This window comes from Mannheimia kashgarensis (assembly GCF_041807705.1).
GTDB lineage: Bacteria > Pseudomonadota > Gammaproteobacteria > Enterobacterales > Pasteurellaceae > Mannheimia.
The window spans coordinates 1-12,650 of sequence record NZ_JBGTYY010000027.1 but is presented as its reverse complement, the minus strand read 5'-3'; the positions used below and the strand labels follow the sequence as shown (position 1 = coordinate 12,650).

Below are 12,650 nucleotides of genomic sequence, written 5' to 3'. Positions count from 1 at the left end.
ACTATTATCAACAACTTGTTAGGATTTTATGTTTGATGTTTTATTAGAACCGTTTGCCTACAACTATATGCAAAAAGCGATTTTTGTGAGTATGGGCGTAGGCTTGGTTTGTGCATTTCTCTCCGCCTTTTTGATGTTAAAAGGCTGGTCTTTGATTGGCGATGCCTTATCCCACGCAGTTGTGCCAGGCGTTGCCATTGCTTATGCGTTGAAATTACCTTACGCCGTTGGAGCATTTTTTTCAGGTGTTTTGGCAGCATTATCAATTCTTTGGGTAAAAAGTCTGACGAAAATTAAAGAAGATGCGGTTATCGGCTTTATTTTTACTACCTTTTTCGCCTTAGGTATGTTTATTGTTTCGCTCAATCCCACCTCAGTTGATGTCAATTCCATCGTGATGGGCAATATTTTAGGCATTGCCGATGACGATTTGTGGCAAGTTATGCTGATTATCGCTATTTCGTTACTCGGTTTGATCCTATTTTGGAAAGATCTGTTGCTTGTCTTTTTTGACGAACACCACGCTCTTTCAGTCGGAATTTCTCCGCTACGCTATAAAGTGATTTTCTTTACGCTGTTAAGTGCCTGTGTGGTGGTGGCGTTACAAACCGTTGGGGCAATTTTAGTGATTGCAATGGTGGTAACACCGGGAGCAACGGCGTATTTATTATCAGATCGCTTCTCTAAAGTCGTGATGATTGCAATGCTTATCGGCACACTGACATCTGGGCTAGGAGCGTATTTAAGCTACTTTTTAGATGGGGCAACAGGGGCGGTAATTGTGTGTCTGCAAACCTTGATTTTTCTCGCTGCATTTTGTTTCGCCCCTAAATATGGTTTAGTATCGCAAAAACGCCAATTTGTAAAAGTGAGAGAACGAGAAGGGGAGGAGCAAAATGCTTGATTGGATTTTAGAACCTCTACAGTTTGAGTTTATGCAAACCGCCCTCATCACCGCTATTTTAGTGGCGAGCGTGAGTGCCGTTCTCTCTTGCTATTTGGTGTTAAAAGGTTGGTCGTTAATGGGCGATGCGATTTCACACGCTGTATTGCCGGGAGTGGTTATTTCTTCGCTATTAGGTTTACCCCTTGCGATAGGGGCATTTTCTTCGGGCTTGTTTTGTGCCTTATCGGTTGGTTATCTAAAAGAGAATAGCCGTTTAAAAGAAGATACCATTATGGGGATTGTATTTTCGGGAATGTTCGCTTTTGGTATTCTGCTATTTACCGCATTCAATACGGGCGAGCATTTAACTCATATCTTGTTTGGGAATTTATTGGGAGTAACGAAAAGTGATTTAATTCAAACAGTAGTAGTGAGCCTTTTGACTTTTGTAGTGGTATTGTTTAAACGCAAAGATTTCTTGCTCTATTGTTTTGATATGAATCAAGCCAAAGTGGTTGGTTTGCCTGTGAAATTATTACATTACGGTTTGTTATCGCTGCTTGCTTTAACCATTATTAGTGCAATGCAAGTTGTGGGGGTGATTTTAGTAGTGGCGATGTTGATTACCCCAGGTATTACCGCTTATTTACTCACAAAGCGATTTGATAAAATGCTTGCCATTGCGTTAGCAATTTCAGTCGGTTCATCTGTGTTTGGCACACTATTAAGCTACCATATTGACGCAGCCACAGGCCCAACAATCATTCTTATACAAGCGGTTATTTTTTTCTTAAGTTTTGCATATTCTAAAATTCGCTAACCCAAATAAAATAGGGAGTGCGTTTGCCTCCCTATTTGATTAAACATTATTTTTGATAATGCAATAAACCGCCGAATACTTTTTCTAAGTTTTGATTATTAAAGGTTTCTTCCGTTTTGCCTGAAGCGAGTAATGTTCGATTGATCATTAACACCTGATCGCAAAAACTGGGGACGCTGGCAAGGTTGTGAGTAGAAACCAAAATCAAATGCCCCTCCTCTTTGAGTTGCTTGAGCAATTCCACAATCGCATTTTCGGTTTTTACATCAACGCCTGTAAAAGGCTCATCTAACAAAATGATCTTACTTTCTTGAGCTAAGGCACGGGCGAGAAAAACTCGCTTTTTTTGCCCGCCAGAAAGTTCGCCGATTTGTCGTTCTTTCAGATGTAAAACGCCAACGCGCTCCATTGCTTGTTCTGCTTTTTGCTTGTCAATTTCACGAGGAATACGCAAGAAATTCATATAGCCGTATCGCCCCATCATCACCACATCATAAACAGATACTGGGAATTGCCAGTCCACCTCTTCACTTTGTGGTACATAAGAGACTAAATTTTGCTTTAAGGCTTTAGAAATGGGTAGTTGGCTGAGTTTAACCGAGCCGGTAAGTGGTTTTACCAGCCCCATTAAACTCTTAAAAAGAGTAGATTTACCGCCTCCATTTACCCCGATTAATGCACAGATTGTGCCATTTTCAAGATGAAATGAAACATCGTGCAAGGCTATATGCCCGTTGTTGTAACGGACAGATAAATTTTCGACAGAAATGGAGGTTGAATGTGTTGTCATTTTAACTCTGGTTATTTTTTACTACGCTCGAAACCTTCAACAATGGTGCTGATGGTTACGTTGAGCAAATCTAAATAAGTTGGCACAGGTCCATCTTTTTCTGACAGTGAATCTACATAAATCACACCGCCATATAACGCCCCCGTTTCTTTAGCCACTTGTTTAGCAGGTTTGTCTGAAACGGTACTTTCGCTAAAGACAACAGGGATTTTATTCGCTTTCACGCCATCAATCACTTTTTTCACTTGTTTTGGAGAACCTTGCTCTTCGGCATTAATTGCCCATAAATAAAGCTCTTTTAAGTTGTAGTCTTTGGCAAGATAGCTAAATGCCCCCTCACTGGTAACTAACCAACGTTGTTGTTCGGGAATGAACGCTAAACGCTGACGAAGTGGTTTGGCAATACCTTTTACTTTTTCAGCATAGGCTTTGGCATTTGCATTGTAGGTTTCGGCATTTTTAGGGTCATATTTTACTAAAGCTGCACGAATGTTTTCAATGTAAATTAATGCATTGTCGGTGGACATCCAAGCGTGTGGATTTGGCAGATTTTTATATTCGCCTTCGGTAATTGGCATTGGCGTAATACCTTCGGTTACAACAACAGCAGGTTTACCTTTTACATTTTCAAAGAAACGCTCAAACCAACGCTCTAGGTTCATACCGTTCCACAATACTAAATCCGCTTTTTGGGCTTTCACAATATCTTTTGGCGTAGGTTGATAATCGTGAATTTCCGCACCGGGTTTAGTGATTGATTCAACAACCGCTTTATCACCCGCCACATTTTGTGCAATATCCTGAATAACGGTAAAGGTGGTTACAACTTTAAACGGTTCAGCCATCGCCATTGCAGAGCCTAAACCAAAGGTTAATACTAATGCTTTTTTAATTGTTGATAGTTTCATTTTCAGCCTCCTTGATATTATTGAGAATGAGAATTATCGAAGGCTATTCTATAGATCATTAAGATTAATGTAAATAGTCTTATATTTTGTAAGGAAATTATTTGTCCAAAAAACACTAGCCTTGCAACAAAAGAACCAGTAAAATTGCACGCTTTAAAAATACCGCAAAACAAGGGCAAACTCGCCCCAATCTTTTGCCACAAACCGTGTAATAACGAGGCTTTCTAATTTATGTCAGAACTGATTACCAATGCAGGCTGTGGGTCTGCTGAACAACCAAAAGAAAAAATCAATTTATTAAACCTCAATCGTCAAGAAATGCGTGAGCTGTTTGCAGAAATGGGCGAAAAGCCGTTTCGTGCTGATCAGCTAATGAAATGGATTTACCATTTCGGCGAAGATAATTTCGACAATATGAGCAATATCAACAAAGTATTGCGTGAAAAATTAAAACGTATTGCTGAAATTAAAGCCCCAGAAGTGGCGGTAGAACAACGCTCAGCAGATGGCACTATTAAATGGGCAATGCAAGTAGGCGATCAACAAATTGAAACGGTTTATATCCCTGAAGATGACCGTGCGACCCTTTGTGTGTCCTCGCAAGTGGGCTGCGCATTGGCTTGTACTTTCTGCTCAACCGCACAACAGGGTTTTAACCGTAACTTAACTGTGTCTGAAATTATCGGGCAGGTGTGGCGAGCTTCTAAAATTATCGGCAACTTTGGCGTAACAGGCGTTCGCCCGATTACCAATGTGGTAATGATGGGAATGGGTGAGCCATTGCTCAATATGAATAATGTGATTCCCGCAATGGAAATTATGTTAGATGATTTTGCCTACGGTTTATCAAAACGCCGTGTAACCCTTTCAACTTCAGGGGTTGTGCCTGCATTAGATAAAATGCGTGAGCAAATTGATGTGGCGTTAGCAATTTCTCTCCACGCACCAAATGATGAATTGCGTGATGTATTAGTGCCAATCAATAAAAAATATAACATTAAGATGTTAATGGAATCGGTGAATAAATACCTTGAGGTGTCAAACGCAAATCACGGTAAAGTAACCATTGAATATGTAATGCTAGATCACGTTAATGACAGCACAGACCACGCCCATCAGCTTGCGGAAGTACTGAAAAATACGCCGTGTAAAGTTAATTTAATTCCTTGGAACCCATTCCCGGAAGCTCCTTATGGTAAGAGTTCAAATTCTCGTGTGGATCGCTTCCAAAAAGTATTAATGGAATATGGGTTTACTGTAACCGTGCGTAAAACACGAGGCGATGATATTGATGCAGCGTGCGGACAGCTTGCCGGCGATGTAATTGACCGAACTAAACGTACCCTTGAAAAACGTAAGTTCGGGCAAGGGATCGACGTAAAAACCCATTAATTTGTATGAAATGAAAGGCAGGTATTCCTGCCTTTTGTTTATCAGAAATCTAGCTGCTCCTCATTTAACCCGAGTGCATTTGCAATTTTGATGCGTGTTGTTTTTCGCAAGGTTTTTGCATTTTCGTGCTGGCTATAAGCTGATTGTGAAATGCCTAACCGTTTAGCTACCTCTTCTTGAGTTAATCCCAAATATTCTCGCCAAGCTCGTAGGGCTGAATAATCATTATCTAATGCAATTCCTGCCACTTCAGAGGGAATTCCTGTTTCTACGGCAGTTTTGATATTTGCTTTCTGTTTTAGCCATTCAAGAGTGGCAATAGGGAGAACCGCAAAAGTAAGATTACCTTCAGTGTCTTTTAAATATTGAATATCAGTAAGTTCTTTCATCGCGTTTTTTAACCTCTTCAATAGATACAATGTTCATCGTTTCGCCTTCAATATTAAAAAAGATACGATAATTTCCCACCCGAAAACGATATTCATATTTGTGATTTACTAATGTTTTGATATTCGCACAGTAAGGAAAGTGAGCTAAATCATCGCATTTTCGGCGAATTTCTGCACCAGTTGGGATTTTTCGTAATTGCTTTAAGGCTTTACGTTGGAATACCACTATTTTCATTTTTGCCTCTATTTTATAAGTTTTATAAGTTTTTTTCAATGAATTTACTTATATGCTAAATAGAGTGTATAAAACGAAAAGAACAAGCAACCCTCAATTCCTATTTTTGCGATCTGCGTCGAAAAAATCACATTAAAATTTCTCTCTTTGCGTAAAAATCGCTAGTCTTAGCTTCTGTAGAACAGTAAAATTAACCCCTTTGTTGTAGGAGAGCACTATGTTTGCAAAATTTTTCTTAAAAATGACCGCTTGTATTACGCTGTTTTTATTAGCAGCTTGTTCTTCTCCCCCCTCTTCCTCCGAAGTCGAATTTAACCGCTCGGAAGCGGTAAAAGCCCGCATTAATCTAGCGTTGGCTTATTTGGAGCAAAATGATTTCCCAAAGGCGAAGCAGAATATCGACAAAGCCCTTGCTCACGATGAAAAAGATTACCTCCCTTACTCGGTATTAGCCTACTATTATCAACAAACTGGCGATATTGAAAACGCTGAGAAATCCTATCAAACCGCCTTAAATTTAAGTAAAAATCGCCCTGATGTATTGAATAATTACGGCACTTTTTTATGCAAACAAGGTCAATTTCAGCAGGCTTATCAACAATTTGAAAAGGCAGTCGAAAGCGAAATGCCTTACTATCATCAAGCGGATAGCTTAGAAAACATTATTTTATGTGCGAAAAAAGAGCCAAATCCAGCTAAAATCACGGAAACTTTAACAAAGCTCGAAAAATTGGATAAACCTCGAGCCACTTTATTGAAGGAAAGTAAATGACCCAAGCAACCAATGAGCTAAACATTCAAATTAGTCATATTATTGCCAGCGAACTGAACGTTGGCTCTCACCAAATTCTTGCTGCTATCGGCTTATTAGATGAAGGAAATACCATTCCTTTTATTGCTCGTTATCGTAAAGAGGTAACAGGTGGATTAGATGATACCCAGCTTCGCCATTTTGAAACTCGTTTAATCTATTTGCGTGAAATGGACGACCGCCGCCAAACTATTCTGAAATCCATTGAAGAGCAAGGCAAATTAACCGATGAGCTGAAAGCAAAAATTCTAAGCTGCGAAAGTAAAACTGAGTTAGAAGATCTTTACTTACCTTATAAACCAAAACGCAGAACGCGTGGTCAAATTGCGATTGAAGCAGGCTTAGAACCTTTGGCGGAAACGCTTTGGAATGATCCGAAACAAGATCCTGAAACCTTAGCAGCAAACTTTGTAGATAGTGAAAAAGGTGTGGCTGATACTAAGGTAGCCCTAGATGGTGCAAGATATATCTTAATGGAGCGTTTTGCGGAAGATGCCGAGCTACTTGCAAAACTTCGCCAATATTTGACCGCTTACGCCACACTTGAATCGAAAGTCATCGAAGGCAAAGAGGAAGAAGGCGAGAAATTCCGTGATTATTTTGCTCACAGCGAGCCGTTTAAAACTGTACCTTCTCACCGTGCATTAGCAATGTTTCGTGGGCGGAATGAGGGCGTGTTATCCCTTGCATTAAATGCCGATCCTGATGCTGAAGAAGGATCAAAAAATAGCCATTGTGAAACTATTATCCGCGAGCATTTAGGTGTGATTTTCAACAATCAACCGGCAGATAAATGGCGTGAACAAGTGATTGCGTGGACGTGGAAAATCAAAGCTGCCCTTCACTTAGAAACTGAATTGATGGGCACACTGCGTGAAAAAGCTGAAGAAGAGGCGATTGATGTGTTTGCTCGCAATCTTTCTGCTCTCTTGATGGCAGCACCTGCTGGGGCAAGAAACACAATGGGCTTAGACCCGGGCTTGCGTACAGGGGTAAAAGTGGCGGTTGTGGATAACACAGGGAAATTGTTAGATACAGCGACAATTTATCCACATACAGGTAGACAAGCAGAAGCACAGCTGGCTATTTTTACCTTGGTTAAAAAGCACAATGTGGAGCTGATTGCGATCGGTAACGGCACGGCTTCGCGTGAAACAGAGCGTTTTGCCAAAGAAGTGATTAAGGAAATTAAAGAAAACCGCCCACAAACCGTTGTGGTCAGTGAAGCTGGGGCATCTGTTTATTCAGCTTCTGAGTTTGCGGCAAATGAGTTCCCGAATTTAGATGTTTCTCTGCGTGGGGCGGTGTCGATTGCCCGCCGTTTACAAGACCCATTAGCAGAGCTAGTGAAGATTGAGCCGAAAGCGATTGGCGTGGGGCAGTATCAGCACGATGTAAACCAATCTCAGCTTGCTCGCAAACTTGATGCGGTAGTAGAAGATTGTGTAAATGCCGTAGGGGTAGATTTAAATACCGCTTCTGCTCCGTTACTTGCTCGTGTTGCAGGTATGACGAAAACACTCGCCCAGAACATTGTGGCATTCCGTGATGAAAACGGGCGTTTTAATAGCCGTTCTGATCTGAAAAAAGTACCTCGTTTAGGGCCTAAAGCCTTTGAACAATGTGCTGGTTTTATGCGAATTATTGGCGGAAAAAATGCCTTAGATGCCTCAAGCGTTCACCCTGAAGCCTACCCGATTGTGGAAAAAATCTTGCAAGCTACCACTTCAACTTTGGCGGAATTAATGGGTAACAGCACCAAAATTCACTCGCTAAATGCCAAAGATTTTGTGGACGAGCAGTTTGGTTTACCAACCGTAAACGATATTTTCAAAGAGTTAGAAAAGCCGGGGCGAGACCCTCGTGGAGAGTTCAAAACCGCCGTGTTTATGGACGGCGTGGAAGAAATTACCGACCTCAAAGCCGGTATGATTTTGGAAGGTACAGTGACTAATGTGGCAAACTTTGGGGCTTTTGTCGATATTGGTGTACACCAAGACGGCTTGGTGCATATTTCAATGCTTTCAAATTCTTTTGTGGAAGATCCGCATTCTGTGGTAAAAGCAGGCGATGTGGTAAAAGTGAAAGTGCTTGAAGTGGACGCTGCCCGTAAACGTATTGCCTTAACAATGCGTTTAGATGACAAACCGACTGATAAAAAAGAGCCAACAAGCGGTCGAAATTCCGCAGAAATTCGCAAAAATCCGCAAAAAAATGACCGCTTGCGAAATGATAACCACAATGCATTCGGTAATAATGCTTTTGCAGATGCGTTGAAAGGGTGGAAGAAATAAATTGGTAGGGGCGAAAATTTTTCGCCCCTATATTTATAGCCTGTTACTATTTTAAAATCATTACCCACCAAATTTCCGATTCATATAATCAAACGCCGTTGTCGGTAAAATTCGCCGTAGCCACCAAAACAATTTGGTAGGAAAGGTGACTTGATAGCGTGCTTTGGGCTTTTTATCATTTAAGGCTTTTAAGCACGCTTTCGCACAAGCTGAGGCAGGTAAAGTAAAGGGATTAGCATTGCCTTTAGTGGTTAAGCGTTGGTATTGCGTTTTATTTAGCTCTTTATGATAGGAATTTTCCAAATCAATATATTGCTCTAATTTTGCCACAGAGTTTGGGCGAAAATTACTTTGAATAGGACCGGGTTCAATCAATGAAACATAAATATTTGAGCCGTGTAGCTCGCAACGTAAAGTATCCGCCATTCCTTCCAGCGCAAATTTAGTGGCATTATAAGCTCCTCGATAGTGCATTGCGGCAAAGCCTAAAATGCTACTGTTAATCAAAATTCTACCGTGATTTTGCGTTCGGAAAATCTTCATTGCGTGATGAATGACTTCCCAAGCTCCAAACACATTGGTTTCAAAAATTTCTTGCAAAGCAGCTTTGGGCACATCTTCCACACAGCCGGGCTGCCCGTAGCCAGCATTGCAAAAAATGGCATCTAATTGACCGCTTGTTTGAATATATTCAAAGGCATTTTGGATATGCTCTGAATTGGTTACATCAAGCAACAGACATTCAAAGCCTTCTGATTCCAACCGTTCAACATCTTGCTCTTTTCGGCAGCTCGCTATCACTCGCCAGCCAGCCTCTTTGAGATGATGTGCAGTCGCATATCCAATGCCAGAAGAGCAACCTGTGATTAAAATTGTACTCATTTTATCTAATATAACTTACAAAACCGTCTAAACTCTCACTTTCTGGGACAAGAGCAATTTTCCCTTCGTCCTCAGGTGAGCCAATCATAATTAAGGCGATCACTTGATCTTGCTCTTTGCAACCAAAAGCGGAACGTAGTGCCGAGCCGTTTACCCATTTATTCGTAATCCAAACTGTATCAAAGCCGAGCGAGTTTGCGGCGAGTTGAATAGCATAGCCGCTACAACCAGCGGTTATCATCTGTTCCCAAGCAGGTACTTTAGCAATACTATGATCTAACTTCGCAATTACCCCAATGATCGTTGGGGCTTGATTAGCTAATTTCTCCGCCTTTTTTAAACGCTCTTCGCCCATCTCAAATTCTTCAACCGCAGCTTTAAAAAGCTCGCAGAGTTGCGGCATTCCGCTTTTTTCAATCACAACAAAATGATAAGGCTTTAAATGCCCGTGATCAGGCACGCGTAAGCCTGCTTTTAAAATTTGCTCAAGTTGCTCTGGGGTTGGGGCTTTATCGCCAAATTTTTTGTTAGAACGGCGATGATGTAATAAATCTAATATTTGCATAAAGATAACCTTTGAAAAATTTTTGCCAAAGAATAGCATATTTTCTTCATTCCGTGATTGCTTTATACTGTGCCAACTGTTTTATTTTTTAGGAATTTCAGATGTTAAATATGCTAAAAGCGATTTATAAAATGTTTCGCTGTATTAGAGAGTGTGTGATTAACCTCTTTTTTATCTTATTTATTCTACTCTTAGTGCCTGTGGTTGGGTTTATTGCCTCTTCACAAAGCTCGCAAAAACCTGCTTTCACACAGGGGGCGTTACGCTTAAATTTAGATGGTTATTTAGCGGATAATCGTGAAGAATTTGCTGATTTCTACCGCTTGATCCAATCAGAATTAGGTAGCTCTGAACCCTTTAAAATTTCAACCTTTGATGTGGTGCAAGCGATTAGTAAAGCGAAAAATGATCCACAAATTACAGGGCTAGTGCTGGATTTACACCATTTGCAAAATGCGGATTTCTCTTCTTTAGACTTGGTGGGTAATGAAATCAACAACTTCAAAGAATCAGGCAAGCCCGTTATTGCCATTGGCGAGCAATATTCGCAAAAGCAATATTATCTTGCCTCATTTGCTGATGAAATTTATTTGAACAAAGTAGGCTCTGTAGAGCTTCAAGGCTTAAGCTATTCGAACACCTATTTCAAAACGTTGTTAGACAAAATTGAAGCTGAGCCACATATTTTCCGTGTAGGGACTTACAAATCAGCGGTTGAGCCTTTTATGCGTGATGATATGTCTGAAGAGGCGAAACAAAATGCACGAAGCTGGCTCAATGGAACTTGGCAGCAAACGGTAGAAACGATAGCTCAAAATCGCAAAATCTCTCCAACAGACATTAATTTATCTGCTGAAACCTATATTGAAAAGTATAAGGCAGCAAAAGGTGATGATGCTCAGTTCGCCTTAAATCAAAAGTGGGTAACTAATCTCGCTTCTAACCAAGAAATTAGATCAAAATTGATTGAACAATTTGGTGGAAATAGCGAAGGAGAGTATAACCACATTGAATTTTCCGACTACGAACTTGAACTGAATGATCGTTTTGCTGACATTAATGCTCCTAAAATTGCAGTTGTGAATGTAGAAGGAGCAATTATGACAGGCGAGAGTGATGAAACAGGCGTAGGCAGTGATACGGTGGTGAAATTACTGCAAGAAGCAAGAGCCGATAAAAATGTAGAAGGCTTGATTTTACGCATTAATAGCCCGGGCGGTAGTGCGGTGGCATCGGAGCTTATTCGCCAAGAAGTAGAAGAATTTCAAAAAGAAGGTAAGCCCGTTGTGGCTTCAATGGGTGGAATGGCGGCATCGGGCGGTTATTGGATTGCAGCAACTAGCGATAAAATCATCGCTAGCCCAAACACGGTTACAGGTTCAATCGGTATTTTTGGTTTAGCAGTAACTTTTGAAAAAACAGCGAAAAACTTAGGGATAAGTGAAGATGGTATTGCTACTTCTGCTTTAGCTGAACCAATCGGCTTAAAAAGCCTACCAAAAGAACAAGGAGAAGTACTACAAATTGGCATTGAAAATGGCTATGACCGCTTTTTAGCGCTGGTTTCACAAGGCAGAAAAATGTCAAAAGAGGCGGTAGATAAAGTGGCACAAGGGCAAGTTTGGTTAGGCTCTGATGCACTAAAACACGGTTTAGTTGATGAATTAGGTAATTTTAATGTGGCGTTTGCCTCCTTATCTGATTTAATCAACCAAAAACGTGAAGCAGAGAGCAAAGCGAAAGTTGAGCAATTCGGTTTTCAATGGTTTGCAGAGCAAGACGACAGTTTGTTCGGCACGCTCGCCCGAGATTTTAAAACCCAGCTACAAGTTAATCTGACTAACTGGCTTGATTTACCTGTGCTGAAGCAATCACAGCAACAAATGGAAATGCTTTCACGTTTCAACGATCCAAAACAGATGTATCTCTATTGTTTAAATTGTGGTTCTGTAAATTAATGTTGTTTGTAGGGTGAGTCCTGTGCCCGCCTGAGAATATATGCGGACGGGCACTGGACCCGCCCCTTGTATATCTCAAATGAGTTAAACTAAGCAACACAACCCGTTATCGGCATCTCGTCTCGTCCCTTGAAAGCACTTCGTTGTGTAGCTTAGAGAGCCGATAACTTTCATCACAAAAACCGAACAGTTGCACGAACACAACCCGAATACAAGGCAGGTTACGATGAATGAACTTAATTTCTGTGGCATTGATGTTGCCAAACGTAGTTTTGTTGTCGGTATCAGAAGTCGAAAACAGACCAAAACTTTTACCAACAACCCCAAAGGTATCCAACAAGCGGTGGAATACCTGAAAAATTGTGCAAATCTAAGCCTAGTTGTCTTAGAAAGCACAGGCGACTTGGAGATCCCACTCGCCAAAGCACTTCATCGTGCGGATTTTCGGGTGGTGATTGCTAATCCACGCCAAACACATCAGTTTGCAATGGCTAAATCATTGGCGAAAACCGATGCAAAAGATGCAAAAATGCTGGCATCTTACGCCAAAATGCTGGTTTTGGACGATGAGGTTGAAAAACAACTTTATCTTCCACCAACACCTGAAATGGAGCAATTAGAAGCATTGGTTTTACGCCGTACCCAACTGGTTGAAATGCGGGTGGCGGAGAAAAACCGCCTTCACCTAGTCCACGACAGCCAGCGGGAAAGTGTCCAACA

The 12,650-nt window shown here is 41.0% G+C and carries 13 protein-coding genes; 7 read left to right on the top strand and 6 right to left on the bottom strand.

Annotated features, from left to right (window positions below):
- The first annotated feature begins 28 nt into the window (after positions 1-28).
- Positions 29-904 (top strand): metal ABC transporter permease, encoded by an 876-nt coding sequence (locus ACERCF_RS10000; protein WP_373625497.1) that lies wholly within the window; start codon positions 29-31, stop codon positions 902-904.
- Positions 897-1,706, top strand: coding sequence for a metal ABC transporter permease (locus ACERCF_RS09995; RefSeq protein WP_373625496.1), 810 nt, complete (start codon positions 897-899; stop codon positions 1,704-1,706). The genes ACERCF_RS10000 and ACERCF_RS09995 overlap by 8 nt, the downstream gene beginning before the upstream one ends.
- Positions 1,707-1,752: 46 nt before the next feature.
- Here ACERCF_RS09995 and ACERCF_RS09990 read toward each other — a convergent pair whose 3' ends face one another.
- Both ACERCF_RS09990 and ACERCF_RS09985 read right to left on the bottom strand, forming a co-directional pair.
- Positions 1,753-2,496, bottom strand: coding sequence for a metal ABC transporter ATP-binding protein (locus tag ACERCF_RS09990; RefSeq protein WP_373625495.1), 744 nt, complete (start codon positions 2,494-2,496; stop codon positions 1,753-1,755).
- 11 nt (positions 2,497-2,507) lie between these two features.
- Positions 2,508-3,347 (bottom strand): metal ABC transporter substrate-binding protein, encoded by an 840-nt coding sequence (locus tag ACERCF_RS09985; RefSeq protein ID WP_373610724.1) that lies wholly within the window; start codon positions 3,345-3,347, stop codon positions 2,508-2,510.
- A 288-nt stretch (positions 3,348-3,635) separates the two neighbouring features.
- Between ACERCF_RS09985 and rlmN the strand changes: the two genes are divergently transcribed.
- Positions 3,636-4,796, top strand: a complete 1,161-nt coding sequence (rlmN, locus tag ACERCF_RS09980) for a dual-specificity RNA methyltransferase RlmN (RefSeq protein WP_373610516.1) — start codon at positions 3,636-3,638, stop codon at positions 4,794-4,796.
- A 41-nt stretch (positions 4,797-4,837) separates the two neighbouring features.
- Here the strand turns inward: rlmN and ACERCF_RS09975 are convergent, their stop codons facing one another.
- Positions 4,838-5,185, bottom strand: coding sequence for a helix-turn-helix domain-containing protein (locus ACERCF_RS09975; protein WP_373610517.1), 348 nt, complete (start codon positions 5,183-5,185; stop codon positions 4,838-4,840).
- Entirely contained in the window at positions 5,169-5,420 is a 252-nt protein-coding gene (locus ACERCF_RS09970; RefSeq protein ID WP_373610518.1) for a type II toxin-antitoxin system RelE family toxin, read from the bottom strand. Before ACERCF_RS09970 ends, ACERCF_RS09975 begins: the two co-directional genes overlap by 17 nt.
- A gap of 217 nt (positions 5,421-5,637) precedes the next feature.
- Between ACERCF_RS09970 and pilW the strand changes: the two genes are divergently transcribed.
- Both pilW and ACERCF_RS09960 read left to right on the top strand, forming a co-directional pair.
- Positions 5,638-6,192: a type IV pilus biogenesis/stability protein PilW gene (pilW, locus tag ACERCF_RS09965; RefSeq protein ID WP_373610519.1), complete on the top strand. Its 555-nt coding sequence runs from the start codon at positions 5,638-5,640 to the stop codon at positions 6,190-6,192.
- On the top strand, positions 6,189-8,525 hold the full coding sequence (locus tag ACERCF_RS09960; protein WP_373625494.1) for a Tex family protein: 2,337 nt from the start codon (positions 6,189-6,191) through the stop codon (positions 8,523-8,525). Before pilW ends, ACERCF_RS09960 begins: the two co-directional genes overlap by 4 nt.
- Positions 8,526-8,585: 60 nt before the next feature.
- Here ACERCF_RS09960 and ACERCF_RS09955 read toward each other — a convergent pair whose 3' ends face one another.
- Both ACERCF_RS09955 and ACERCF_RS09950 read right to left on the bottom strand, forming a co-directional pair.
- Positions 8,586-9,407: an SDR family NAD(P)-dependent oxidoreductase gene (locus tag ACERCF_RS09955; protein ID WP_373625493.1), complete on the bottom strand. Its 822-nt coding sequence runs from the start codon at positions 9,405-9,407 to the stop codon at positions 8,586-8,588.
- Between the two features lies 1 nt (position 9,408).
- Entirely contained in the window at positions 9,409-9,972 is a 564-nt protein-coding gene (locus tag ACERCF_RS09950; protein WP_373625492.1) for a nitroreductase family protein, read from the bottom strand.
- A 101-nt stretch (positions 9,973-10,073) separates the two neighbouring features.
- On the opposite strand from ACERCF_RS09950, the gene sppA reads away from it, so the two are divergent.
- Together sppA and ACERCF_RS09940 are read left to right on the top strand one after the other, a co-directional pair.
- Positions 10,074-11,930 (top strand): signal peptide peptidase SppA, encoded by a 1,857-nt coding sequence (gene sppA, locus ACERCF_RS09945; RefSeq protein WP_373625491.1) that lies wholly within the window; start codon positions 10,074-10,076, stop codon positions 11,928-11,930.
- Between the two features lie 226 nt (positions 11,931-12,156).
- On the top strand, positions 12,157-12,650 hold a 494-nt coding region (locus ACERCF_RS09940; RefSeq protein ID WP_373625490.1), incomplete at its 3' end, for an IS110 family transposase.

What these genes read in the sequence shown, in the direction of transcription:
- ACERCF_RS09975 (WP_373610517.1), bottom strand. Translation starts at nt 5,185, where the DNA reads ATGAAAGAACTTACTGATATTCAATATTTAAAAGACACTGAAGGTAAT.
- ACERCF_RS09960 (WP_373625494.1), top strand. Translation starts at nt 6,189, where the DNA reads ATGACCCAAGCAACCAATGAGCTAAACATTCAAATTAGTCATATTATT.
- rlmN (WP_373610516.1), top strand. Translation starts at nt 3,636, where the DNA reads ATGTCAGAACTGATTACCAATGCAGGCTGTGGGTCTGCTGAACAACCA.
- ACERCF_RS09970 (WP_373610518.1), bottom strand. Translation starts at nt 5,420, where the DNA reads ATGAAAATAGTGGTATTCCAACGTAAAGCCTTAAAGCAATTACGAAAA.
- pilW (WP_373610519.1), top strand. Translation starts at nt 5,638, where the DNA reads ATGTTTGCAAAATTTTTCTTAAAAATGACCGCTTGTATTACGCTGTTT.
- ACERCF_RS09990 (WP_373625495.1), bottom strand. Translation starts at nt 2,496, where the DNA reads ATGACAACACATTCAACCTCCATTTCTGTCGAAAATTTATCTGTCCGT.
- ACERCF_RS09995 (WP_373625496.1), top strand. Translation starts at nt 897, where the DNA reads ATGCTTGATTGGATTTTAGAACCTCTACAGTTTGAGTTTATGCAAACC.
- ACERCF_RS09985 (WP_373610724.1), bottom strand. Translation starts at nt 3,347, where the DNA reads ATGGCGATGGCTGAACCGTTTAAAGTTGTAACCACCTTTACCGTTATT.
- ACERCF_RS10000 (WP_373625497.1), top strand. Translation starts at nt 29, where the DNA reads ATGTTTGATGTTTTATTAGAACCGTTTGCCTACAACTATATGCAAAAA.
- ACERCF_RS09950 (WP_373625492.1), bottom strand. Translation starts at nt 9,972, where the DNA reads ATGCAAATATTAGATTTATTACATCATCGCCGTTCTAACAAAAAATTT.
- sppA (WP_373625491.1), top strand. Translation starts at nt 10,074, where the DNA reads ATGTTAAATATGCTAAAAGCGATTTATAAAATGTTTCGCTGTATTAGA.
- ACERCF_RS09955 (WP_373625493.1), bottom strand. Translation starts at nt 9,407, where the DNA reads ATGAGTACAATTTTAATCACAGGTTGCTCTTCTGGCATTGGATATGCG.